The organism is Paenibacillus sp. FSL H8-0259 (assembly GCF_037963255.1).
GTDB classification, from domain to species: Bacteria; Bacillota; Bacilli; order Paenibacillales; family Paenibacillaceae; genus Paenibacillus_AQ; species Paenibacillus_AQ phytohabitans.
In genome coordinates this window covers 1,229,816-1,252,790 of the sequence record NZ_CP150147.1, presented here as the reverse complement: position 1 = coordinate 1,252,790, position 22,975 = coordinate 1,229,816, and the positions used below count along the sequence as shown (strand labels likewise).

General features: G+C 52.2%; 23 protein-coding genes. 5 read left to right on the top strand and 18 right to left on the bottom strand.

Translation table 11 applies throughout. The annotated features are described in order from the left end of the window. The first annotated feature begins 59 nt into the window (after window positions 1-59). Window positions 60-782 carry a peptidylprolyl isomerase gene (locus NSU01_RS05350; RefSeq protein WP_144026184.1) on the top strand — a complete coding sequence of 241 codons (723 nt, stop codon included), beginning with the start codon at window positions 60-62 and terminating at the stop codon, window positions 780-782. 123 nt (window positions 783-905) lie between these two features. Here NSU01_RS05350 and NSU01_RS05345 read toward each other — a convergent pair whose 3' ends face one another. The 9 genes from NSU01_RS05345 to NSU01_RS05305 form a co-directional block, all read right to left on the bottom strand. Further along, window positions 906-1,247 carry a DUF898 family protein gene (locus NSU01_RS05345; protein ID WP_039302961.1) on the bottom strand — a complete coding sequence of 114 codons (342 nt, stop codon included), beginning with the start codon at window positions 1,245-1,247 and terminating at the stop codon, window positions 906-908. A gap of 244 nt (window positions 1,248-1,491) precedes the next feature. Next, on the bottom strand, window positions 1,492-2,586 hold the full coding sequence (locus tag NSU01_RS05340; RefSeq protein WP_042133922.1) for a Glu/Leu/Phe/Val dehydrogenase: 1,095 nt from the start codon (window positions 2,584-2,586) through the stop codon (window positions 1,492-1,494). Between the two features lie 182 nt (window positions 2,587-2,768). Then, on the bottom strand, window positions 2,769-3,098 hold the full coding sequence (locus tag NSU01_RS05335) for a hypothetical protein (protein WP_076247394.1): 330 nt from the start codon (window positions 3,096-3,098) through the stop codon (window positions 2,769-2,771). 37 nt (window positions 3,099-3,135) lie between these two features. Continuing rightward, on the bottom strand, window positions 3,136-3,837 hold the full coding sequence (locus NSU01_RS05330) for a pirin-like bicupin family protein (protein ID WP_042133919.1): 702 nt from the start codon (window positions 3,835-3,837) through the stop codon (window positions 3,136-3,138). Window positions 3,838-4,017: 180 nt separating this feature from the next. After that, a complete protein-coding gene (locus tag NSU01_RS05325) occupies window positions 4,018-4,665 on the bottom strand; it encodes a nitroreductase family protein (protein WP_042133916.1) in 648 nt (215 codons plus the stop codon). Between the two features lie 120 nt (window positions 4,666-4,785). Further along, the gene (locus NSU01_RS05320) at window positions 4,786-5,223 is read right to left on the bottom strand and encodes an Rrf2 family transcriptional regulator (protein ID WP_042133909.1); all 438 of its coding nucleotides are present in this window, start codon (window positions 5,221-5,223) and stop codon (window positions 4,786-4,788) included. A 30-nt stretch (window positions 5,224-5,253) separates the two neighbouring features. Further along, window positions 5,254-5,829: a hypothetical protein gene (locus NSU01_RS05315; RefSeq protein ID WP_144026183.1), complete on the bottom strand. Its 576-nt coding sequence runs from the start codon at window positions 5,827-5,829 to the stop codon at window positions 5,254-5,256. Window positions 5,830-5,997: 168 nt separating this feature from the next. Further along, window positions 5,998-6,930 (bottom strand): manganese-dependent inorganic pyrophosphatase, encoded by a 933-nt coding sequence (locus tag NSU01_RS05310; RefSeq protein ID WP_042133906.1) that lies wholly within the window; start codon window positions 6,928-6,930, stop codon window positions 5,998-6,000. 88 nt (window positions 6,931-7,018) lie between these two features. After that, window positions 7,019-7,858, bottom strand: a complete 840-nt coding sequence (locus tag NSU01_RS05305; protein ID WP_076247391.1) for an AAC(3) family N-acetyltransferase — start codon at window positions 7,856-7,858, stop codon at window positions 7,019-7,021. Window positions 7,859-8,050: 192 nt separating this feature from the next. Between NSU01_RS05305 and NSU01_RS05300 the strand changes: the two genes are divergently transcribed. Next, window positions 8,051-9,034 (top strand): ring-cleaving dioxygenase, encoded by a 984-nt coding sequence (locus NSU01_RS05300; protein ID WP_076247389.1) that lies wholly within the window; start codon window positions 8,051-8,053, stop codon window positions 9,032-9,034. A gap of 198 nt (window positions 9,035-9,232) precedes the next feature. Here the strand turns inward: NSU01_RS05300 and NSU01_RS05295 are convergent, their stop codons facing one another. Both NSU01_RS05295 and NSU01_RS05290 read right to left on the bottom strand, forming a co-directional pair. After that, window positions 9,233-9,904, bottom strand: coding sequence for a hypothetical protein (locus NSU01_RS05295; RefSeq protein ID WP_052421681.1), 672 nt, complete (start codon window positions 9,902-9,904; stop codon window positions 9,233-9,235). A gap of 147 nt (window positions 9,905-10,051) precedes the next feature. After that, window positions 10,052-10,735 (bottom strand): YjjG family noncanonical pyrimidine nucleotidase, encoded by a 684-nt coding sequence (locus NSU01_RS05290; protein ID WP_039302939.1) that lies wholly within the window; start codon window positions 10,733-10,735, stop codon window positions 10,052-10,054. A 191-nt stretch (window positions 10,736-10,926) separates the two neighbouring features. Here NSU01_RS05290 and NSU01_RS05285 point away from each other — a divergent pair, with 191 nt between their 5' ends. Next, window positions 10,927-11,895, top strand: a complete 969-nt coding sequence (locus NSU01_RS05285; RefSeq protein WP_042133899.1) for an MraY family glycosyltransferase — start codon at window positions 10,927-10,929, stop codon at window positions 11,893-11,895. A 382-nt stretch (window positions 11,896-12,277) separates the two neighbouring features. Here NSU01_RS05285 and NSU01_RS05280 read toward each other — a convergent pair whose 3' ends face one another. The 6 genes from NSU01_RS05280 to NSU01_RS05255 all read right to left on the bottom strand — a co-directional run bounded on the left by NSU01_RS05280 (window position 12,278) and on the right by NSU01_RS05255 (window position 19,367). Continuing rightward, window positions 12,278-12,799, bottom strand: coding sequence for a mismatch-specific DNA-glycosylase (locus NSU01_RS05280; RefSeq protein ID WP_144026182.1), 522 nt, complete (start codon window positions 12,797-12,799; stop codon window positions 12,278-12,280). A 280-nt stretch (window positions 12,800-13,079) separates the two neighbouring features. Next, complete coding sequence (locus NSU01_RS05275; RefSeq protein WP_144026181.1) at window positions 13,080-15,086, bottom strand: DUF6449 domain-containing protein; 2,007 nt, start codon at window positions 15,084-15,086, stop codon at window positions 13,080-13,082. After that, window positions 15,061-15,963 (bottom strand): ABC transporter ATP-binding protein, encoded by a 903-nt coding sequence (locus NSU01_RS05270; protein ID WP_042133894.1) that lies wholly within the window; start codon window positions 15,961-15,963, stop codon window positions 15,061-15,063. The genes NSU01_RS05275 and NSU01_RS05270 overlap by 26 nt, the downstream gene beginning before the upstream one ends. Next, the gene (locus tag NSU01_RS05265) at window positions 15,956-16,345 is read right to left on the bottom strand and encodes a GntR family transcriptional regulator (protein WP_042133893.1); all 390 of its coding nucleotides are present in this window, start codon (window positions 16,343-16,345) and stop codon (window positions 15,956-15,958) included. Before NSU01_RS05265 ends, NSU01_RS05270 begins: the two co-directional genes overlap by 8 nt. A gap of 247 nt (window positions 16,346-16,592) precedes the next feature. Beyond that, entirely contained in the window at window positions 16,593-17,693 is a 1,101-nt protein-coding gene (gene aguA, locus NSU01_RS05260) for an agmatine deiminase (protein WP_076247379.1), read from the bottom strand. Window positions 17,694-17,930: 237 nt separating this feature from the next. Then, window positions 17,931-19,367: an MFS transporter gene (locus tag NSU01_RS05255; RefSeq protein ID WP_076247377.1), complete on the bottom strand. Its 1,437-nt coding sequence runs from the start codon at window positions 19,365-19,367 to the stop codon at window positions 17,931-17,933. Between the two features lie 157 nt (window positions 19,368-19,524). On the opposite strand from NSU01_RS05255, the gene NSU01_RS05250 reads away from it, so the two are divergent. After that, window positions 19,525-20,142 carry a TetR/AcrR family transcriptional regulator gene (locus NSU01_RS05250; RefSeq protein ID WP_042133887.1) on the top strand — a complete coding sequence of 206 codons (618 nt, stop codon included), beginning with the start codon at window positions 19,525-19,527 and terminating at the stop codon, window positions 20,140-20,142. A gap of 166 nt (window positions 20,143-20,308) precedes the next feature. Here the strand turns inward: NSU01_RS05250 and NSU01_RS05245 are convergent, their stop codons facing one another. Next, window positions 20,309-21,448 (bottom strand): polysaccharide deacetylase, encoded by a 1,140-nt coding sequence (locus NSU01_RS05245; protein WP_076247374.1) that lies wholly within the window; start codon window positions 21,446-21,448, stop codon window positions 20,309-20,311. Window positions 21,449-21,951: 503 nt separating this feature from the next. On the opposite strand from NSU01_RS05245, the gene qoxA reads away from it, so the two are divergent. Next, window positions 21,952-22,968 (top strand): cytochrome aa3 quinol oxidase subunit II, encoded by a 1,017-nt coding sequence (qoxA, locus tag NSU01_RS05240; protein WP_042133885.1) that lies wholly within the window; start codon window positions 21,952-21,954, stop codon window positions 22,966-22,968. Window positions 22,969-22,975 lie beyond the last annotated feature (7 nt).

Genomic DNA, 22,975 nt, shown 5'->3' with positions numbered 1-22,975 from the left:
AGGTATGATACTAGGGAGACTGCACCTATTATTCAAAGATAAAAGGAGAGATTTGTACCGTGAAGCTTACTACTAGAAAACCCGTCATCCTGCTGGCGGCGATGTGTCTGATGCTCGTGATTCTGGCGGGCTGCGGCAACAAGCCTGTGAACAATAATGCTGCTGCCGGAAACGGAAATAGTACTACCGCCGGCAGCGAGGCTACTACGGCGCCACAGGATAATGCTGCTGCAGCTACGGAAGGCGTACCTTCAGCCACGGCCAGCCATCCGGTAGTTACAATTGAAATGGATAACGGCGCCATTATTAAGGCTGAGCTGTATCCCGAGGTTGCCCCCAACACGGTCAACAACTTCATTTCGCTGATCCAGAAGGGCTTCTATGACGGAACCATCTTCCACCGGGTTATTCCCGGCTTCATGATTCAGGGCGGCGACCCTGACGGTACAGGTATGGGCGGTCCGGACTACAGTATCGCCGGAGAGTTCTCCGCCAATGGATTCACCAATAATCTGCTGCATACAGAAGGCGTTCTATCCATGGCCAGAAGCCAGGATGTGAACTCGGGAGGCTCGCAGTTCTTCATTATGGCCGCCGCGTATCCGAGCCTTGACGGCAGCTATGCCGCTTTCGGCAAGGTTACCGAAGGACTGGAAGCCGTCCAGGATATCGTCAATCTGCCGCGTGATGCTAATGACCGCCCTGAACAGCCGCCGGTGATGAAGAAGGTAACGGTCGATACTCTCGGCGTAACCTATCCGGAGCCGCAAAAGGTGCAATAACCGCTATTTATCCCGTACCCCGCTGCCGCCCTTCCAGCAGCGGAATTGCAAAGCAAGAGCCATCCTCCGGTTACGGACGATGGCTCTTGGTCTGTCTTACGTATTCTTAAATCATGCGGCGGATTATTGGAAATGAGTATTCTTCGTTCTCCACTGCTCCAGCTTAATTCTTACCCAGAAGCTGTAGATGCCGAGCGTTATTAATGACAGCAGGAACCACTTGATCCATTGTCCGAACAAGCTTACGGCACTGCCGTCAAACCGCAGACGCTGCCCGTTAACTACGGTATGCTCCACCTTCCAGCGGTAGATCATCACCACAGACCAAGGATAGCAAATTCCGAGGGTACACACCGTAACCAGCCAGCCTGCCAGGCACCAGCCAATATACTCGATAAGTGTCCCGTCAAAGTACGACTCCCTGCTTCCGTAATTCATTGCCGCATTCATATTCACCGCTGCCATGTGTCTCCACCTTTCAATCCTGCAAGATCTTTCCTGGTTCTATTTTCCTTATTATCCAAGCCGGCTACTGCTACATTTCTCACTATTCTGCATGAAATAGCAAACGAATTGTCGAATGATCTGCTATACAGCCTAAGAAACGGCCCTGTTCACCGCCGATTAGCGGAACAGGGCCGTTCATGTACAGATTCAACGCAACCCGGATTATGCAGCGGGATCACCGCTCCCGCCCCGGCTGCTCACCTTATCTTCTGCTAAGGGCATGCTGCCCGTTGCGCAGGAAGGTACTGCGGCTGTTACGCAGCAGCGAGATCCGCTCCTCTGCGAGCTGATCCGCTGCAGCGTAAGCTGGAATTCCGCTCAGCTGGGAGATTTCCAGCACGCGGGTGATGCTGTCGTAGATTTTGGCGATTTGCTTGAACGCCCGTTCCTTGTTATAACCGTTCAACTCGTCGGCGATATTGATTACACCGCCGGCATTAATGACATAGTCCGGGGCGTAGACAATCCCCATCTCATGCAGGGCATCCCCGTGGCGCGGTTCTTTAAGCTGATTGTTAGCGGCTCCCGCCACAACCTTGGCTCTCAGCAGCGGCAGGGATTCATCATTAATGGTGGCACCGAGTGCGCACGGCGCGTAGATGTCACAATCCGCCTGAATAATCTCACCCGGGTCCACCGCTGTAGCCCCGTAAGCCTCTACTGCCCGGCTGACAGCCTCCTTATTAATATCTGTGACGATCAGGCGTGCCCCCTCCTCGTGAAGGTATTTGCACAGCGTGAAGGATACATTGCCGACACCCTGCACGGCAACGGTTCTGCCGTTCAGTGAATCACTGCCGAATGCCGCCTTGGCCGCTGCCTTCATTCCCCGGTATACCCCGAAAGCTGTAGCCGGTGAAGGATTGCCGGATGAACCGTAGGTAGCCGAGATGCCGGTGACGAAATCCGTCTCCTGATGGATGATGTCCATATCCTCTTCCGTAGTGCCTACATCCTCGGCTGTAATATAACGGCCGTTCAAGCCCTGTATGTATCTGCCGAAGGCGCGGAACATCGCCTCATTTTTATCTTTTTTGGGATCCCCGATAATCACCGTCTTGCCGCCGCCCAGATTCAGCCCGGCAACCGCATTCTTATACGTCATGCCCTTGGCGAGCCGGAGCGCGTCCACAACCGCCTCTCCCTCTGTAGCATAGGTCCACATTCTCGTTCCACCCAGTGCGGGACCCAGTGTTGTGTCATGAATAGCAATGATTGCCTTCAAGCCTGATGCCTTATCCTGACAAAACAGCACTTCCTCGTAGTCGTCCCGCTCCATTGCCGCAAACAATTCCATTAGCTTCATTTCTCCTGTCTCCACTTTATGTACATGTTACGTTTCATAACAAAGCTAGACCTTTCAGGACATGTTGTCAATATCTTTTGTCCCATTTTCAGCTTTTTTCAGCAAAATCCAGCAAGCAACAGACATCAACCTCACGCGAAGCGTTAGAGAGTCAGATTGATGTCTTTGCAGCTTTATTCCCAGTATTGGTCCGGCCGGTATTCAATCTCGGATTGCACAGCTATCGTCAGACGGCCTGTGGCCGCATCATATACTACAGGATGATCACCTACGTAATACCAGTGCTTAATCACCGGCCCGCCAGCCGGTTCCTCGAAACGGAATACATTCAGCTCTGCCTTGAGTTCAGCAACTGCCGCACCCTTATCAGCCGGAACTCCGGTTAGGGTAATCACGGTTAGCCCGCCCTGCTCATCAAAGGTATAGCCTATGCCATCTGTACTGCTGATCAGCATACGCCCTGTTACGGAATGCTTCACCAGTACTCTTTCCTGCTCTGCCATCAAGGATTCCTCCTCCACATTTAGGTTTAAGCCTTATTTAAGGCAGATCAATCAGCATGACAAGCATATCCCCGTCTGCCTGCAGCTCCAAATGGCTCACCCCTTCAATCCGGGCAGAATCTCCCGGCTTCAGCACAGCGTCCCCGTTCAGCGTAATTTGTCCGCCGATTAAATAGACGAAGATCCGCCGGCCCGGCTCCTGCCGGAAATCAAGCAGCCCGCCAGCCTGCGCTCTGCCCAGATAGATGGTCATATCCTGGGCAATGCCGACGACCTCCGGCGAGGCTTCAGCTGCCACTACCGGAAGCAGTCTTCCATCCAGCTTCGCCGGATCGAAGCGGCCCGTCGCATAGGATGGGGCCGTTCCCCGGGTACGCGGCATGAACCACAGCTGCAGCAGCCGCACCGGCTCGCTGTCAGAAGGGTTATGCTCTGTATGAATAGCGCCCGTGCCGGCTGACATCCGCTGAATGCCGCCAAAAGAAGTCTCAGCCACATTGCCCAGGTTATCCTCATGGCGCAGCACGCCGGACAGCACAATGGAGACGATCTCCATATCACTGTGCGGGTGGGCACCAAAGCCTCTTCCCGGAGAGATGGTATCATCGTTGCAGACCCGCATCGGGCCGAAGGCTGTATTGTCAGGATCATAGAAATCGCCGAACGAGAAGACATGACTGCCCTTCAGCCAGCCGTGATCGAACCGGTGTGCAGACTCTGCAGGATATACTGTAATCATTGTGATCTCCTCCTAAAGGCTGTTATGGTCTGTCTTAATGAATTTCAGGGTCTTCCATACCTTCAGTGTAGCAGAAAGCTCCGCAAACAAGAAGAAACGGGCACCAGCCCTTGGGGCGGCATCCGTTTCTTCAGAAGACAGCAGGTACAGTAGTATAGTGTGGAGCTTAATCCTTCAGAATTAGGCCTGAAAAGCGTTCCATTGCGCAACTGCTTCCAGCGGAAGTCTGGCTGTCGGCCGTCCCTCTACAGCTGCCTTGCCCAGTGCAATGAGCATCACCGGCACATAACGCTCCGTAATCCCGAACAGCGCCTTGAAGCTGTCGTGCACGAATCCGCCCATAGGCACGGTATCATAACCTCTCGCCTTGGCTGCCAGCATAAGCTGCATGGAGATCAGCCCTCCGTCGATCAGCGCAATCTCCTTCAGCTTCTCAGCAGGCATGCCCGAATAGCCGTCATAGCTTCTTTTGGCCATAGCCGCACCTATTTCCGCTGTGACATAACCGGCTGCTTCTGCGTACTGATAGATGGTCTCCGCGTTGCGGTAAGCCTCCAGATCGCCAAGCACGGCTATCGTTGCTGAGGATTCGGTAATCTGTGCCTGGTTATGGGCGATCGGCAGGAGCTGCGCCTTCACGTCCGGGTCGGTAATAACAATGAACCGCCAAGGCTGCAGATTGGACGAAGACGGGGCAAGAATCGCCTCTTCGAGGATCTCCTTAATCTCCGCATCGGATATTGTCCAGGATGGATCGTATTTGCGCACAGAATGCCTATCGCGAATCACCTTGCTGAATTCCTGTTCTACCTTTAGTTCTGCTGACATACGCTCATCCTCCTCTTCCTCTTCCTGATCCAAATAAGCACTTCATCAACCGCTGTATTCTAGCGCCAGCGTTTAACTGTATAATATTACGCACAGTATAATTCAAAAAAAAGCACCCTGTCAATCTTCCGTTTTGCGCACCATATCGGCCAGCGTATAACGTTCCAGAACTCTTAGCGCACTCTGGTCCAGCTCGTCCAGCAATTCACCATAGGCTACCTTCATTTGTGTCCCCAATGCATTTACACATATTGTATCACTATGACCATTATCGCGTCCTTCTCCTGCCTCCATAGCCTGATAAATCTCAGCAAGCGTCAACTCTTCCGGCGCCCGGTTAAGCAGATATCCTCCGTCACGCCCCTCGCGGGTTACCAGAATCCGCTCACGGGTCAGATTAGCCATAAGGCGCCTCAACAGTGTGGCTTCAGACGACAGCAATCCGGCGATTTCGCAGCTGGAACAGGTACTTCCTTTTTTCGCGAGAATCACCAATGCCTGCAGTACAAGACCAAACGACTTATATTGGGGAGCTCCGCTGTTTCGTGTTTTTGCCATATTCCCCGCTCCTCCTTCATGATGAAGACCTTAAGTGGTCGATATCTGCAGTTCGGAAACGATGAACCATTTCTTGGATGCAGTGTCTTTCAAATAGACCTGGATCGTATAGCTGCCCTTCTCCGTGAAGGTGTAATTATACGCCGCCGACTTGAACCAGAAGCTCTCCTTCTTCTCCGTAATCTGCTGATTGTCCACAGTATCCGTTTTGCCGGCCGGGTCAGTAATTGTTATTTTCAAATCGGAAACATCCGTTTTCAGCTGATCCACCTGCACCAGGGTGTAGAATGTACTGCTGGACGCGGTTCTTACTTTGCCGAAAATGGTACCCTTTTCATCAAGCAGCACCGTGTTCACATTGGGCTTATAGATACGGACCGTCCCCGCCGACTCGTCCAGAGACAGGATCGCATGCATATTGTCAGGAAGCTGGTCCAGCGGCACATAGGTCTGGCCTTCCGATGATATCCCCGGCTGCTTTTGAAGCACATTATTTATGTATACAGAGAGATCCGCTTTGCCCGCAGCAGCATACAGCAAAGTTCCTCCTGAGATAATCATCAGTCCAAGTGTGGACACCGCCAGCTTACGTATCTTCCCCATCATTTCCGTCCCCCTCAAATATTCCTATGCTGATTATACCCGCCAAACCGGAAGGAGTTGCTGTCAATTGTAAAATAAAACCGGTTGCTTCATCCTGTTAAGAATGCCGCAGCCGGTTTTATGTAAAATTATGGATTATTCACTGTTCCGGATAACTTCCGGGCGTGCCTGTTACAGCTTGGCAATCGTTTCGGTCAGCACCGGTACGATCTGCGATTTGCGGGAAACTACACCCTTCAGCACAGCTTTGTTGTCGTCCAGCTTCACATTGTAAGCCTGCTCCACAGCACCTGCCACGCGGCCCAGAGCCAGTCCAACCGAATCGTTGTTCAGGATATCGGTAACTACGAACAGGAACAGATCAAGTCCCTTGTCGTCGATAATCGCGGTAAGGGCTGTTTCCAGCTCTGCCTGCTTGGAGAGCACATCGTTCACATCTACCGCATTGACCTGGGCGATCTCCACTTTGTATTCACCCATTTTGAATTCCTTGGCATCCAGGGAGATCAGCTGGGCAATACTCTTGTCGCTTAGGTCCGCACCCGCTTTGAGCATGGCAAGGCCATAGCTGTCAGCGTCTACACCAGCAATGTCAGCCAGCTCACGGGCAGCGGCAACATCTTCATCTGTGCAGGTCGGCGATTTGAACAGCAGGGAGTCGGAAATGATAGCGGAGAGCATCAGACCGGCGATGTCCTTCGGAATGGCTACACCATTCTCTTTGTACAGCTTGTTCAGGATTGTTGCAGTGCAGCCTACCGGCTCTGCACGATAGTACAGCGGATGAGCGGTTTCAAAGTTGGCAATCCGGTGATGGTCGATAACTTCAACCACACGGACCTGATCAATATCATTCGCACTTTGCTGGCGTTCGTTATGGTCAACGAGAATAACCTGCTTCGCTTCAGCGGCAACATTCTCCACGTGGCGCGGTGCCGGTACCCCGAAGTGATCAAGCGCATATTGGGTTTCTCCGCTGACTTCTCCCAGCCGGACCGGCTCGGCATCCCAGCCCAGTTCCTTCTTGAGTGCTGCATAAGCAATTGCTGAACAGATGGTATCTGTATCCGGGTTTTTGTGTCCAAAGATCAAAGTTTTTGTCATTTCCAATCTCCTTACTTTGTTTTTTGTGAGAATAATATACCATACATTGATAGGGCCTTGCCAGAATGAACAGATACCCGGCCCCGGATTAAGGGCGGGAGCGCTCCCGGGCTGGCCGGTGCTGCGGAATTCCCGGCTTCGTCTTGGGTAATGCTTCAGGCACATCCCCTCCGCTTAGCGGTTCATTGTCCGAGAACAAATCCGGATTGTCCTCCAGCATGCGGCTCAGGATATCCGTGGTCTCCACGGCTCCGCAGATCATGACTCCGGCATCCCCGAAGCTCCCCCGGCGCAGAGCGCCGCCTTCCTCCAGCACAGGCTCCACTTTCCAGAAATGCTGCGACCAGGACAGCCCGGAATGTCTGCGTGAAGGAACAGCGATTTCCTCCCCTTCAGGTGTCACAGTGTAGAGCAGTTCATGCCCGTCCGTCATTCTGCCGGGGATATCCACCCACTCTTCAATGCCATGGATGAAGGTATTCCTCCGCAGATCCACACCCAGCAGCATAATCTCTGCCTCGCGGTCCAGCAGCTTACCGTAGACCGAGCCTCGCGCGCAGGGCGTATCCCAGCGCTGGTCTCCGGCAGTGAAGGCCGCCGCGTCTGCTCCAAGCGCAGCTACAGAGTGGGTCGGATGCCAGGAGCGGATCACACCCGGCCGCTTCCGGAACAGCTCCGGCAGGATGCCGACACAGACGGGTGACTCCAGAACAGAGAACTTCGGGTTCGCCCCGTTAATATATGACCAGGTATGTGCCGGCAGGACAAGCAGCCCTTCCTTCATATATTCGGAGAGCGCATCCAGTACGGTGTCCGCCCCTCCTTCTACTTCACCGATGCTTTTATAGGAGGAATGAACCAGCAGCGTTCCGCGCGGATCGATTCGCAGGTTCTCCAGCTGCCGCAGCAGACTTGATTGGGTATGCATGTTTACCCCCGCTTTCTTGGATACTATATAGGATTATAAAATACATCTTGCATTTATTCTTATTAACTATTAAAATTATAGTAACTTAAAAATACTCATTAAGTATCCGGCACGTTCAAATACATCCGCTTAAGGTCACAAAATTATAGCTGCTGCTTACGAAGCGGCAAAACTTTATTAGGAGGTCTTCCCATGAGTTTAACATTAAAAGGGCTTCATCATGTATCCGCCATTACAGCCAAAGCACCGGAAAACTACAAATTCTATACAGAAGTGCTCGGACTCCGCCTGATCAAAAAAACAGTAAACCAGGATGATGTCTCTGTCTATCACCTGTTCTATGGTGATGAGACCGGGAATCCGGGTACGGAGCTTACCTTCTTCGAGCTGCCGAACGCCGGCCGCAACCGCGACGGCAACAACAGCATCTCTGCACTTTCACTCCGTGTACCAAGTGATGATGCGCTGCTCTTCTGGACCCAGCGGTTCACGGTGTTTGGTGTAGAGCACGATGAGATTACCGAACGCGGCGGCCGCAAGACGCTGGCCTTCACCGACCACGAGGGACAGCGCCTCATCCTCGTCTCGGATGAGCATAATCAGGGCATGGCCGGCGGCAAGCCCTGGGACAAGAGCCCCGTACCGGCGGAATATGCCATTGTTGGACTGGGTCCGGCACATCTTACAGTGGAGACTGCCGAACATACGGCACTGATTCTGGAAGACCTGCTCGGCTTCCGCCGCGCAGGCACTTATCCTTCGCCGGTAACCGGACAGCCGGATGTCATCGTGTTCGAGACCGGAGAAGGCGGGTCCGGCACGGAGATTCATCTGGAGGAACGCAAGGATCTGCCGCAGGAGCGCCTCGGACGGGGCGGTGTACACCATGTCGCCTTCCGCGTGGATAACGAAGAAGAGCTCAAGCTGTGGATCGAACGTATCCGCACCGTGCAGCTGCCCAATTCCGGATTCGTCGACCGCTTCTACTTCCGCTCCCTGTACTTCCGCGAGCCGAATGGAATCCTGTTCGAGCTGGCTACGGATGGACCGGGCTTCGCCACCGATGAAGAGGTGGAGCATCTGGGCGAAGCTCTGGCCCTGCCGCCGTTCCTGGAGTCGAAACGTGAACAGATCGAAGCCCATTTGAAGCCGCTGGATACCCGGCAGCAGGCTTAAGGCTTCTGCCCGGCTGGCGGGCACAGCATCTATCCTTCTTAGAGGACCCACGGACAGTGTACAATCAGGGTCTCCGGGTGCAGAAGTCCGTGTACCAGGCACCTCCTGAATCTGCAGCATCCCAGCAAAAACTCCGGGCCGACAAGCGGCCCGGAGTTTTGAGTCTGTATACGGCTGTATGACGGCATACTTACTCCGTCAGCTCTCTGACCAGGTAACGGTGAAGATATTGAAGCCCGGCCGGGCAGTCGAAGCTTTACCAGTGATCGATACCGGACTTGTACCACCGAGTCTGCCAGTAATTTTGACCGTGCTGGCGGATACGGTCTCAGAGGCATTATCGAGCCGCTTAATCCGCACATATTCACTGTATACGAATCCCATCATGTCCAGCGTTTCCTGCGTGGAGTAGCTGAAGGCTACCTTTTTCACACCGTTAGCATCCGTATCAAGGGTAGTCGCAATCAGGGCATCGGCCGGAATCGGGAAATCCTTCGGCAGATTAACCGGCCGGGCAGTACCCTCTACCGGAGCTGTAGTCCCGCCGCCGGCGGAGGTTCCCGGTGAAGGAGTGACCTCGCTGCCGGTACCGATCCGCACTTTATAATTCGCGGCATCATAAGTTATCGGCACATCCAGCGCATCCGCGATCGAACGGATTGGCAGGTAAGTGGTGCCTTCGTAGGTGATTGGCGTTAGAGTTTTGCCATTGCCGTCCTTCAGCCAGTAAGGAGTGCCATCCACCACAATCCCGAGACTGTGGTTGAGATAGGCTTTGATCTGCTGCAGCTTGGCGCCTGCGTAGACTCCTGCCGAGCCGGTTACCGTAAGTCCGGTGACCACGGCGGCAATCAGCCATTTTTTGTTCATAGTAATCCTCTCCCGTGTGTTGTTATCAATATAGGATGAATATAGCGTCCTTATATATTTAACACAGGGGAGAATCTTTCAACCTCCCGGAAGCCAAGTTCAAGAAGGATTGGCGCGCCACTTCACCCGCCTGCCACAAACTTCGCCCTAGCGCACAATCTCCAGCAGCTCATGTAAACTGCGGATTTCATAGGTAGGCAGCACATCCGGATCTCCCGGCTTCTCCAGCGGATTGAACCAGCAGGTATCGATGCCATAATTGATCCCGCCCTGGATATCCGAGGTCAGGGAGTCACCGACAATCAGCACCTTACTTTTATCGGTAATCTTAAGCCGCTCAAAAGCATAGTCAAAAATCCCCGTCTCCGGCTTCTGATACCCGGTCTCCTCAGAGATAATAATCGCCTCGAACACCTCGCTCAGCGGCGAACCCTTAATTCTGGATTGCTGCACATCCTTGATTCCGTTCGTAATAATCGCCAGCCTGCATCCGGCAAGCTCTCCGCACAGCTCTATCGCGCCTTGAATCAGGAACGTGCCTTCACCGAGGAACCGCAGATAAGCTTCGCTGAATTCATCCGGCTTAAGCTCAAGGTGATGTGCGGCAAACAGCCGGTTGAACCGCTCCACCCGTAGCGCGGCAGAGGTAATCCGCCCCTGCTCGAAATCCTTCCATAGCGAATGGTTAATTGCTTTGTAGCTGGCCGCATAGTCCTCTGCCCCTGTCGGCAGGCCAAAATGGGCAAAGGCGTGGTACAAGGCATGGCTCTCCGCCATCCCGTAATCAAACAGCGTATCATCAGCATCAAATAAAATACATTCGTATTTCAAAATAATTCCCTCCATCTCGTTTGCCGGTTCGACAACGTATAACCTTCTGCGATATAATTTAGGACAGACCAGCCCAAGCAGAAACGGCTTTGCCGTCCTTTTTTTAAGGATGGTAGCGTTTCTGCGAGAAATAGAAGGATAAGTTATCGTGTGAAACCTATATGTTCTTATATTTTAAATAAATCAACGGGGTGATTGTCATTTTATACGTTTTAGCGTTTCTCGTGTCATTTTTTATCGTTTATCTGCTGATTCCCCCTCTTGGTAAGCTCGCTTTCCGCCTTGATTTTGTGGACAGGCCCAGAGAAGATGTAGAACGCAAAATACATAGGGAGCCGATTCCGCTCACGGCCAGCTATGCCATATTCGTAGGCTTCTTTATTACATATCTGCTGTTTGCCCGGGATTTCTCACTGGAGACGCTGGCCCTGTTCATCGGCGGCGTGCTGCTGCTGACAATAGGAACCATTGATGACTGGTACAAAACCAAAGGCAAGGACTTCCCGGCGCTTCCGAAATTCATTGTTCAGATCGCCGCAGCGATTCTCGTCTTTTTCTCAGGCAATGCCTTCACGGGATTCATCAATCCCTTCTCAGGAGATTATATCTCACTGCCATTCATTCTGCAGTTCCTGCTGACGATTATCTGGATCTTCGGCGTCACCACGGTGATTAATTTCTCTGACGGCATGGATGGCCTGGCCGGAGGACTGACGGCGATCTCGGCAGTAACCCTGTTCGTAGTCGCCATTACCATGGGACAATCCTCGTCGGCCATCATGGCGATGTCGCTGATCGGGGTCACAGTCGCGTATCTGCGCTACAACAAGGCTCCCGCCAAAATCTTCATGGGTGACGCCGGCGCCACCTTCCTCGGCTTCATTCTGGCCGTGATTGCGCTCGACGGTGCCTTCAAGCAGGCAACGGTGCTGTCCCTGTGCATCCCGATTCTTGCGCTCGGCGTGCCGATCTTCGATAATATTTTTGTTGTCGTCAAAAGGTTCCTCAAGGGCCAGGCCATCTATCAGGCCGACGCCACCCAGGTTCATTACCGCCTGCTCAAAGCCGGCCTGAACCAGAAACAGGTCGTTGCTGTGCTGTATCTGGTCAGCGTCTGCCTGTCGTTATCATCAATCATTCTGCTGCTGATTCAGATCTAACTATGTAAGCCCCCTTGAGCCTTTGAGCTGAGGGGGCTTTTGTTTGATGTGCAGTTCACTGCAATTGTTCGAATTTACCAGCTTTATCCGCTTATCCGCGTTCCGGGGCAAAGATCTGGTGACCTTTTATAAAATCCTACCCATAATACAACATTCCCTTCATCCTATGGGCCTAAATCCAGAATTGTTGTACAAAAGGCATGATTTCGCCTTTCTCTAGCGGCTTAGCAGGATTATTCTTGTATTTCATACAACAATCCGCCTGAATACCTGGCTCTCAATGAATCAAAGTTGTAAAACGTACAACTTTCAGGTCTACAGGGCTTCCTCAGAAGTCCCCATCCTGCGGAAACTACGAATCAAGTATATGGCGGCCCTTGCCTCAAGTCTCCTTCTCTTCCGTAAAATCATGCAGACGCCGGTAAATATCCACGATCTCCGGCATTGGCATACGGACGAGACCGCTGGACGAAGGCGCGACAAACTCCCGCACTCCATCCACCACCGGAGTCACCCCCTCCTGAAATCCCCAGTCCGCTTTGGTTCTGCGGCTGAATTCCGTGTATACGCCTTTGCCGACAAAGCAGGCGATCTCCGGACGGTATTGCTCCAGCTTGGCCCGGAGCAGCTCCCGGCCCTGCGTGTATTCCTCCCGGGTTATATCTTCAGCGCCTACCGTGGGGCGGGCGACAATGTTCGTGAACCCGTAGCCCAGCTTCAGCAATTCGCCGTCCTCCGAGGCATCATACAGCCGCGGCGTCAGACCGGACTTATGCAGGATGCGCCAGAAGTTATTGCGCGGATTGGCATAGTGGTGACCCAGCTCTCCGGAACGGATGCTGGGGTTAAATCCTATGAAGACGATCTGCAGTCCATGATCCAGATGATCCGGTACCTCTTCCATTAAAGTTCCCTCCTTACACGGCAGCTCCATGTGAGTCATTATGCTTACTTTATATAAGCATAACCCAAGCAGAGGCTTAAGACACGCAAGCGCCTCATTATCCGCACCTCATTTCCTCCCCGGCACGCTTCGGGCGGAATAAAGAGTATCCATCCCGAATGCAGCAGCCTCATTCTCTATTTCCCCCATACATGCGGCAGAGCAATGCCCCCGTCCGGGAAACATCACCGGATACGGGGGCATTAGTCTGACTTTGGTTTAATTTTAATAGACAAGATGACTATGGTAGAAGGGCCTTTAGCTCTGGCGTTACGTCTTGTTCGTCTATTGAGATGTAACTCGTCATTCCAATTTTGTACTCTATCTTCACCACGTACCTGCCATCTTGTCCGGTGACATTCTGACGGTGCTGCAGAATATCATCAATAAGTGTCTTATCTTTAACTGTGACTGAACGTTCCTCGTTGCGGGCCAGATTCAAACGCCGTTCAATATTGCCACGAAGCGCTGAAGCCATTCCATCCTTGTTGTAATCTTTGAAAATTACAGCCGACAATACGTCCTTTGCTGTTGCTTTAACTTTATTAGCATAGCCCTTCTGTTCCAGCCAGGTCCCCAATTCATGGTATGAAGGATACCACGGATAAGAATAATAGCGCTGATAACCTGTTGAATCCGGTTTATTGACTAACTCAATGGATGCCCGCTCAAGCTGACCGGAAACCTGATCTTCATAGGACATATTCAATACTTCCCGCTTCAGAATCTCCTTAAGCTCCTGAACCTCCTGCCGGTCAGAAATACTGACCGCCTTATCCAGATTACTCAGTCTGAAGCTGTCTACATTCCGGTCCAGCATGGACAGAACATATTTCACGCGCTTAAAGTCCGCATTCTCCATTATGGCTTTCAGTTCCGGCTCGAAACCCTTGGCCGGAACATTGTAGGTCCGCATCAGCTTCCGCCCGCTCTCCAGCTTATATACCAGGGTGAACTGCCGGTTACCCGTATAATCATAACTCGGCGCATTCCCGGGATCCGGCCTCAAAGTAACAATCGCATGATGCAGCGCAGTGACAGCTTCAATGTACCGCGGATCCGTGGATAGAATCTCTTCCTCCGGTTCCTTAATGCCGTTAATCCCTTGTGGTGGATCCTGGGTTAAGAACTCGTAATTCCCCCCGGCATATACCGCAGTCACTTTATCAACCTGTGGCACCCTGTCCTCATACCCGGTTAACCCTGACACGGGAATGTAGAGCAGCAGACCCAGCAGCACGCTGTAGACCGCGAATTCAAGCGGCAGCCTGCGGGTCATAATATGCCAGGTTTTACGGAGAATCATCTCTACTACAATGTAACCAACCAGCCCTCCGATAAAGACACTGCCGATGATCCAGCCAAGCTGATTCCGCCCGGTACCGAAGTAAAGGCTGGCCAGAAGCATACTGCACAGCATCACACCGGCTTTGAACAGCGGATTGAAGTAGGAGAAGGCCAGAGCCTGACCGGCTTTTTCCCCGTGGCGTTTACGGTACAGCAGGAAGGACAGCGCCATGAACACAGCGGAAAGAATGGCATATACCCACGTCTCCACACTAGTTAAAGGCTCCACGGACAGGTCCATAATACGCAGAAGCGGTGCCCAGTTATTCAGGATATTCTGCAAGCCGGACCATTCCGGATACCCGTAGAGATATCTGTTCAGATGCAGGTCGATGAATTGCAGGAGTGCAGCGGGAAGAACCAGCAGGATGAAGATCAGGATTCCCTGGAGAATGGTCTGTCCCGTGCAAATGCCTACAAATACCGTGAACACAAATAGAAACAGCGTCAGCAGGCTGACGGTCAGGCACCATTCCCAGACATCGGCTGCGTTGTAGATATACATGATGCCGTCCAGCGGGCGGATGATAGCCGCAACCGCAGCCGTAATCCAGACAGGCGGAAGCAGCAGGAGCAAACCGCTCAGCGTATGGGAAGCCAGCAGATGCGAGCGCCGCAGCGGCAGGCTGTGCCACAGGTCGGAAGGCATTTTGGACTGCAGATAACGGAACAGGAATAAGCCGGCTCCAACAGGAAAAGCAACAAGGAAAGGTGCAATATCTATGCCAATGTTAAAAAGGTCCGGTATCTCCATCGGCTCCGTAAAACGATAGCCGTTCATGAGTATCTGCAGCGGGAATATGAACAACAGTACCAGTGTATATAGAATTCCGATCCAGCCGTGCTGGCGCAGATTCTGGCGGATAATGCTGCTGTTAAAGAAGTATCGGCTGCGCGTCATAACCGGCATCCCCCATTTCATAAATAAAGATTTCCTCCAGCGTCAGCGCCAGCAGATCGAACACATAAGGCTCGTAGACATGAAAAGCCTGGGCGATCCGCTCCCGGTCGCCTTTTACAATATACAGGCTGACACTCCCCCGCTGCTCCTGATGGAGAATCTGCAGCTTGGCCTCCAGCGCCGCAGCATGGCGTTCATCGCGGAAAGCCACCTGGATCTTATGCGTGTCCGCCTTCAGATCATCCAGATCCTTCTCAACCAGCATCCGGCCTTCATGCATAATGCCGACATGGTCGCATAGATCTTCGATTTCCCGCAGGTTATGCGAGGAGATCAGCACGGTAAGCTCCCGCTCGGCCACCTCCTGGAACAGCAGATTCTTGATCTGCCTGCGCATGACCGGGTCCAGCCCGTCGATCGGCTCGTCCATAATCAGCACATCCGGCTTGCAGCTGAGGGCCAGCCAGAAGGCGGCTTGGCGCTGCATTCCTTTGGAGAAACGGCTGAGCTTGCGCCGGGTATCCAGCCGGAACGCCGTCCCGAGCTCCTCGTATCTCTTCTGGCTCCATTCCGGATAGATGGAACGGTAGAATGCCGCCATACTTCTGATAGTTGCCTGCGGGAAGAAATAAGGACTGTCCGGCATGAAGATCAGCCTGCGCTTCACCTCAGGAGCTTCGAACACCGGCTGGCCGTCTATTTTGACACTCCCTGTTTCAGGACGATAGATACCGGCGAGCGTCTTCAGCAGCGTTGTTTTACCGGCCCCATTGGAGCCCAGCAAGCCGTAAATGGCGCCTTTATGTACAGTCAGCGAAATGTCTTCAACAGCCTTTTCCTCCTGGAAAATCTTGCTCACTCCGCGTATCTCAATCATGGCTGTTCTCCTCTCTTCTCTTATCCAGCGCCTGGCGGTACAGCGCACTCATCTCACTCTCCGTGAATCCGAGGTAGACTGCCTCTGCCATCAGCCGCAGCAGCTCTTCCTTCAGCTCTGCCCGTTTGCTCTCATTCTGTCCGTGCTGCAGCGGGGCTACGAAATTGCCTTTGCCCTGCAGTGAATAGATGTAACCTTCCCGCTCCAGCTCCCTGTAGGCTTTCTGGATCGTATTGGGATTCACCGTAAGCTGCGAGGATAAAGCCCTCACCGAAGGCAGCTGTTCATCCGCCTGCAGAATACCATGCATAATCATCTCTTTGACCTTACCGGTCAGCTGTTCATAGATCGGCTTGCGGCTGCGTACATCGAGTTCGAACATGACAGTCCTCCTTTCATATGATGTTTCACAGGATGCCAGGGTGTATTAACTGTACTACTATTATTAATACAGTCATGGGCATATGTCAATCATTAACATACAAGCATTGATTGAACCTTAACCAGCGCTTTTCCAGCGAGTCGGCCGGGTAAACCGTTTCACTCCATGCACAAAAAGAACCCGGGCCACAAGAGGACCCGGGTTAGACGATATGCCGGCCCGTTTCGAGCCCGGTGCAAGTGCAAAACTACCAGCCCCGGGGCTGCTGCTGGGTAATACAGTGAATATTCCCGCCGCCCAAGGCGATCTCACGGGTATTGACCTGCACCACCGTGCGGTCTGTGAATAACTGCTGCACGGTCTCCAGCGCCTCCCCATCCCGCCTGTCCCCGAATGCCGGCATTACCACTCCGCCATTGCAGATATAGAAATTCACATAAGTCGCAGCGAATGTTGTACCTGAGGCACGGCTGTAGCTGCCGCTGGCCGGGTCGATCCATCCCGCCTCTTCATCTGTAATGATCAGCCGCTCCGGGATGTGCAGCCGGTGAACCTCCAGTTTGCGCCCGCGGGCATCCCTCTGCCGGATGAGCCGTGAATAGGCTTCGTGCAGCACCTCATATTGCGGATCTTCCCGGTCGTCCGTCCAGCTCATCACCACTACGCCCGGCTTCACAAAAGCGGCCACCTCATCAATATGCCCGTCCGTCTCATCATCGCTCATTCCTCGGGGCAGCCAGATAATCTTGTCTACGTTCAGCGTATCGCGCAAATAACCCCCGATCTGCCTTTTGGACAGATGAGGGTTGCGGTTCTTATGCAGCAGACACTGCTCAGTAGTTATCAGCGTACCTTCTCCATCCACATGAACAGCTCCGCCCTCAAGGATGAAATGCCGCAGGTCATAATAGTCCAGCTTCTCGATCTCCAGCACCTTCCGCTTCACCAGCAGATCCTGGTCCCAGGGAAAATACAGCCCTCCGTCCAGTCCGCCCCAGGCGTTGAACCCCCAGTCAATTCCCCTTACCCCGCCGCTGCTGTTCACTACAAAGGTCGGGCCGATATCCCGCATCCACGCATCGTTCGAGGAGATCTCCACCACACGTACCTGCGGCGGCACAAGTGCCCGGACATGCTCATATTGGGCACTGATGGTGCCTATCGTTACAGGCTCAAACTCCGCAATCGCTGCCGCCACTCTGGCAAAAGCAGCCTGCGCCGGCTTCGCCCCCAGCCGCCAAGTGTCCGTCCGGGTCGGCCAGAGCATCCATGTCCCCTGATGCGGCTCGAATTCTCCGGGCATACGGTAGCCGTCTTGTCTGGGTGTACTGGTAATTCTGCGTGGCATAAGCATCCCTCCCGGCACTTGAACAGGATGGGGACCGCAGAGAACGCTGCCCGGCATCTCGTCCTGTTCCAATTTATGCGGGGCCGGGACTTATTGCTACGATTCGGAACACCGGTGAACAAAATAATCACTGTCCAGTTTCGCAAACAATTAATTTTCGTTGTTATAAGAATAATATTATTTTAGGGATTCTGCCAGACACAGACAAACAGCTGTAGAGATACGACACGCTAATTATCAAACGCTGCCCCGCCGCTGTCTGCGTTCATCACTGAATAAAGCTGCGGCGATGCCGGGAAGGATCAGGTAACTTGCGAACTTATAAGTCTGGCTGAAAGCATCTACGGCAGCCTGCTGCTGCACATCCGCTCCAGGTATCACCCGTATGTTAGCGGAGCCCGCTGCTCTCAGCTGCCCGGCTGTATTATGCTGCAGCACGGTGACGATAATAGCCACGCCGATTACACTGCCGAGTGACTTCGCCATATTGGTTACCCCTGAAGCAATACCCACCTTATCTTCAGGAACGACCCGGATCGCCGAAGACATCACAGGCGCCATCGAGAGCCCCACACCAAGGCCGGCCAGCGCGAGCCGGAGCATCACCGCGCCCAGTGTAGAGCCGGCGTGCAGCCCGCTCATGGAATAGGTGGCACCGCCTATCAACAACATGCCTGCTGCAGCAAACCGGCTGCTGCCATATTTCGCAGACAGCGGTCCGGAAATGGCTGAGCTGGCGATGGAGCCGACTGCCATCATGGAGAGAACAAGGCCCGCCTTCAGTTCCGACACCCCCATCACCCGGGTCAGATAAAAGGAGGTCAGCAGCGAAACATTCATCAGCGCCGCACCTAAGATGATCATAGAAACCGATGTGCTGTTGAATGCTCTGATCCTTAGTAATGACAAGGGCAGCATCGGCTCCTTCCCCTTGTACTGCGTAATAAAAAAGAACACCACAAACAATACTCCCGCAGCCAGCAGCGCTAGGAAAATCCGTGAGCTCCAGCCGTAATCCTGCACTTTGATCAGAGCATATGTAAGGAAGAACATCCCTCCGGTGATCCCCAGGATCCCGGCGTAATCTATGGAACGGCCCGCTGTGTTATCCCGCGATTCCTTAATGAATATGGCCGTCAGCACAATACTCAGCAGCCCAAGCGGCACATTCACAAAAAAAATCCATTCCCAGCTCAGCTTCTGTGTCAGAATCCCGCCAAGCGCCGGACCGCTTGCAGCCGCCACCCCGGAGATGGCACCCCAGATGCCGATAATCAGGCCGTGCATTTCTTTGGGAAAGGTTGTGGTAGTCAGCGGAATCGTGACCGGCACAATCACCGCACCGGCCAATCCCTGAATGACTCTAAGTGCGATAAGCATACCGAGTGAAGTAGAGAGACCCGCCAGCAGGGAGCTCAGCGTAAACAACGCCACTCCGATGAGGAACACCTTCTTCCGCCCGAACTGATCGGCCAGACGGGAGGCGGTGAGAATAAAAACGGCGAATGCCAGATTATAGCCGTTCATCACCCAGGAGACTTGTGATACACTTCCGCCGAAATGACGTGTCATCTCCGGCAGGGCAATATTAATAATCGTGGTATCCAGCAGCGCCATGAAAAAGCCCAGGACTATTGCCGTAAAAGATAACGCTCTTCGTGTTCTAACGCCCATCTCCATCACCCTTCAAAACATGAAATAAAGTTCATATTTTCATTATATGAACCAAAGTTCACATTTGTCAATCACAAAAAACGAACCATGGTTCAACTTTTATTGACAGCTTAAAACGGCTCCTCTAGAATTCGTACTATAAGGGGGACCTTAAGACATGGGTGAAATCGAGGACAAAGTTAGAACTCCGCAGCAGGAGCGCAGTATCAGAACCAAGGAAGCCATTATCCGGGCGGCAATGAAGCTATTCTCGGACAAGGGCTTCCATCAGACCAATACCAAGGAAATCGCAGCGGCGGCCGGGGTATCCACAGGCAGCTTCTATTCCTATTTTATTGATAAAAGAGCCGTATTCATCGATGTTCTCCATATGTACGGCGATGACCTTCTGGCCAGGATCGATGCTTCAATGTCAGAGATTAATTTCGAAACGATCGGCCGCTCCGAGCTGATTCTGCATCTGATAGACACCCTTCTGCTCTCGCATAAGGCGTTTATCGGATATCATAAAGATCTGAGCATCATGTACCACAGTGATGAGGTCATCAAGCAGCTGATGGATGCCCAATATGAAACAGGCCGGCTCAGAACGCTTAAGTACCTGCAGATGGGTCAGGATGAATTGAAGACTGAAGACGTTGAGGCAGCTTCCGTAATTGTGTTCGAAGCGGTGAGCGCGATCGTCGATGTCATTTCCTTCTCCCCACAGCGGATTGCCGTGGACCGGTTGAAGTCGGAGCTGGTCAATATGCTTGTCCAATATCTGTACAAGTAGCGCCTCCGTTACTCTCGTGCTAACACATCTGGCCGCTGATTCAGCCGGCGCGAACCTGCATTGTTGTACTTTATGCAGGATTTCCGGCGATTCGGCGGGCGGCAAAAAAAGAGCAAGCCGCCGGAAACCTCCCGCAGCTTGCTCTTTTGCATTCAAATCCTTCTGATTACCGTTTATCCTTCCAGAAATTCACCGGCTCCATATCCTTCGTAATGACCTGGAAGGTGTAGCCATCCTTCTTAAGCGCTTCTAGCAGACGCGGCAGCACCTTGAGGGTGGCCTTCTGATCATGCATCAGAATAACCGGATTGGTCTTCGACTTCTTCAGCGTGTGAACCTGCTCCATTACTGTATTGTAGATCTTGTCACTGTCCTCTTTGTATCTCCAGTCATTCGAATCCACATTCCAGTCCCAGAGATGATAGCCCTGACCCAGCACCTTATCCCGGAAAGACTTGGTGAAATACGGTTTGCTTCCGTAAGGCGGCCGGATTAGCGTTGTAGTAGCACCCGTCAGCTTCTTAAGGACAGCATTATCGCCCGACATCTCCGCCAGTGCCGCAGCCGGGGAAGCATAGAATTTCTCCTTGCGGTGTGTCATGCCATGAAGCCCCAGGCCGTAGTCCTCCTTCACAATCCGCTTCACCTGCGAAGGATATTTGTTCATATTATTTCCCAGCATGAAGAAGGTTGCCTGCACCTCATACTTGCTTAAGATATCCAGCAGCTGGGAAGTCGTCGCCGACGGGCCGTCATCAAAAGTAAGATACACGGTTTGTCCCGGCTTGCCGGGTTCAGCGGATGGCGCAGGAGCCGCAGGCACTGTTTCCTTCGGCTTCAGCTCTGCTGCATACTGGGCGACAAAGGCTTCATCCGTAAGCCCCGCCGAGCCGTCCTTCACCCGGAGTAAATATTTATCCCCCGCAAAGGATATGATATACCCAAGATACCCGCTTACTTTCAGCGGAACCATAAGTTTACCGTCCTGCAAAAAAGTGCTCACAGGCACCACTGTGCCATCTTTGAGCACAGCGCCGGCATCGCCCTGCAAGGTCAGCGACCCGGAGCCGCCAGACACCAGAACTCCGTCGGTCAGGCCGGTAAGCGTCCATTTTAATTCATCGGCCAGAGCACGCAGCGGGACATAGTAAGTGCCTTTTACAGACACGGCTTCTATACCGCTCAATTTATCGTTGATCCCGAGCTTCAGTACATTAGTCTTACCTTCAGCATTAGCAGGGATCTGTACAAGACCCGTAATCAGGAATAAAGAGAAGAATAACAGCATTATTTTTTTAATGGGCACAGCAGCAATCTCCAATCTATGTATATTTGTCTATTACTTTATCACACATAGATATAACGTAATTTGAGAGATTGTAACCGCAAGCTAAAATATTGTTACCCTTTTTGCAATGAGAAAATGATTATTCAGCTTTTTTTCTGAAATACGACAATTCGCGTCGAATGCTGTCACAGCAAGCAATATGCGGTTAAATCACATCTTTTTGACCCAAAATAAATGTGACAAAATTAATAACAATTGTGCAATCTTGAACAAAGTTTGAACAACCTTAAAATTAGCTTAAACTGCGCCACTACAGTGATCTTTATCATACCTTTAAGTAGTTGTAACAATTTGATCACACATATTTAACTTGTTCGCCATTTTTAAGGTCTTTTTTAGCTTAATATACAAAATATGTATTTTGCATTATGGGTAAGTAGTTCTTACTATAGATACAGGTTAAGTAGTAAGACCGTTAATGAACGGCGAATGAAAAGTAGTATTGAAGGAAGGAGTTCTATATGAAAAAAAAGGGACCGTTATACGCTTTGTTTCTAAGCCTGATCCTTCTCCTGCCGGGATGCAGCTCGATCGCTGTTCTGAACCCGAAGGGGCCGTCTGCAAGGACGTTATCGGACACCATCATTCTCTCCATTGTTGTAATGCTTGGTGTTCTGGCAGTTGTCTACATCTTATATATCTTTGTACTGGTGAAATACCGGGCGAAGAAGAGTAACGAGGGTTATATTCCTGAACACGAGGAGGGCAACAAGGTACTTGAAGCGATCTGGATTATTATCCCGATCATTATCGTCGCCTTCTTGTCAGTTGTAACCGTCAAGACAACTACCGAGGTTGAGAACGTGGCCGCGGATTACAAAGATCAGACACCGCTGGTCATTTACGCATCATCCTCCAACTGGAAATGGCATTTCAGCTATCCGGAGGAAGGCATTGAAACGGTTAACTACGTGAATATGCCTGTGCATCGTGCAGTTGAATTCAGAATGTACTCATTCGGCACCATTACCAGCTTATGGATTCCACAGCTTGCCGGACAAAAGTACGCCATGAGCGACATGCTCACCACGCTTCACCTTTCTGCTGATACCGAAGGCTCTTATATCGGAAAGAATGCCAACTTCAGCGGTAAAGGCTTTGCCCACATGGAATTTGAAGCTCTTGTTATGAGCAACAAGGATTATGACGAATGGGTGAATGACGTCAAGGAAACCGCGCCAGAGCTTACAGAGGATGAATTCAAAGGCCTGCTCGCCACGGACTTCCTCGGACGCAAAACCTATTCCTCGACCCATTTGGAGTTCAGTCCTCCCCCTGGAGACCACAGTGAACACATGAGTGGTGACGGAAGTGAGATGGATATGGACAACGGCAGTGAAGAGCATCAGGATAACAAAGAGATCCACCCTTCTCCTGAGCCGTCCAGCGGAACCGAATTTGACAGCGAACCTGATCCGGAAGTCGAACAGCCGCTGCCAAGCTCACCCGTAGATGCCGAGACTCATGATGGCCACTAGCTCTGCA

Excerpts from the sequence above, each read along its gene's own strand:
- NSU01_RS05325 (WP_042133916.1), bottom strand. The coding sequence starts at position 4,665 with ATGTCAGCAGAACTAAAGGTAGAACAGGAATTCAGCAAGGTGATTCGC.
- NSU01_RS05280 (WP_144026182.1), bottom strand. The coding sequence starts at position 12,799 with ATGGAAGAGGTACCGGATCATCTGGATCATGGACTGCAGATCGTCTTC.
- NSU01_RS05255 (WP_076247377.1), bottom strand. The coding sequence starts at position 19,367 with ATGGGCGTTAGAACACGAAGAGCGTTATCTTTTACGGCAATAGTCCTG.
- NSU01_RS05250 (WP_042133887.1), top strand. The coding sequence starts at position 19,525 with ATGGGTGAAATCGAGGACAAAGTTAGAACTCCGCAGCAGGAGCGCAGT.
- NSU01_RS05265 (WP_042133893.1), bottom strand. The coding sequence starts at position 16,345 with ATGTTCGAACTCGATGTACGCAGCCGCAAGCCGATCTATGAACAGCTG.
- NSU01_RS05335 (WP_076247394.1), bottom strand. The coding sequence starts at position 3,098 with ATGGCAGAGCAGGAAAGAGTACTGGTGAAGCATTCCGTAACAGGGCGT.
- NSU01_RS05275 (WP_144026181.1), bottom strand. The coding sequence starts at position 15,086 with ATGACGCGCAGCCGATACTTCTTTAACAGCAGCATTATCCGCCAGAAT.
- NSU01_RS05300 (WP_076247389.1), top strand. The coding sequence starts at position 8,051 with ATGAGTTTAACATTAAAAGGGCTTCATCATGTATCCGCCATTACAGCC.
- NSU01_RS05330 (WP_042133919.1), bottom strand. The coding sequence starts at position 3,837 with ATGATTACAGTATATCCTGCAGAGTCTGCACACCGGTTCGATCACGGC.
- NSU01_RS05315 (WP_144026183.1), bottom strand. The coding sequence starts at position 5,829 with ATGATGGGGAAGATACGTAAGCTGGCGGTGTCCACACTTGGACTGATG.
- NSU01_RS05320 (WP_042133909.1), bottom strand. The coding sequence starts at position 5,223 with ATGGCAAAAACACGAAACAGCGGAGCTCCCCAATATAAGTCGTTTGGT.
- qoxA (WP_042133885.1), top strand. The coding sequence starts at position 21,952 with ATGAAAAAAAAGGGACCGTTATACGCTTTGTTTCTAAGCCTGATCCTT.
- aguA (WP_076247379.1), bottom strand. The coding sequence starts at position 17,693 with ATGCCACGCAGAATTACCAGTACACCCAGACAAGACGGCTACCGTATG.
- NSU01_RS05345 (WP_039302961.1), bottom strand. The coding sequence starts at position 1,247 with ATGGCAGCGGTGAATATGAATGCGGCAATGAATTACGGAAGCAGGGAG.
- NSU01_RS05310 (WP_042133906.1), bottom strand. The coding sequence starts at position 6,930 with ATGACAAAAACTTTGATCTTTGGACACAAAAACCCGGATACAGATACC.
- NSU01_RS05340 (WP_042133922.1), bottom strand. The coding sequence starts at position 2,586 with ATGGAATTGTTTGCGGCAATGGAGCGGGACGACTACGAGGAAGTGCTG.
- NSU01_RS05305 (WP_076247391.1), bottom strand. The coding sequence starts at position 7,858 with ATGCATACCCAATCAAGTCTGCTGCGGCAGCTGGAGAACCTGCGAATC.
- NSU01_RS05270 (WP_042133894.1), bottom strand. The coding sequence starts at position 15,963 with ATGATTGAGATACGCGGAGTGAGCAAGATTTTCCAGGAGGAAAAGGCT.
- NSU01_RS05295 (WP_052421681.1), bottom strand. The coding sequence starts at position 9,904 with ATGAACAAAAAATGGCTGATTGCCGCCGTGGTCACCGGACTTACGGTA.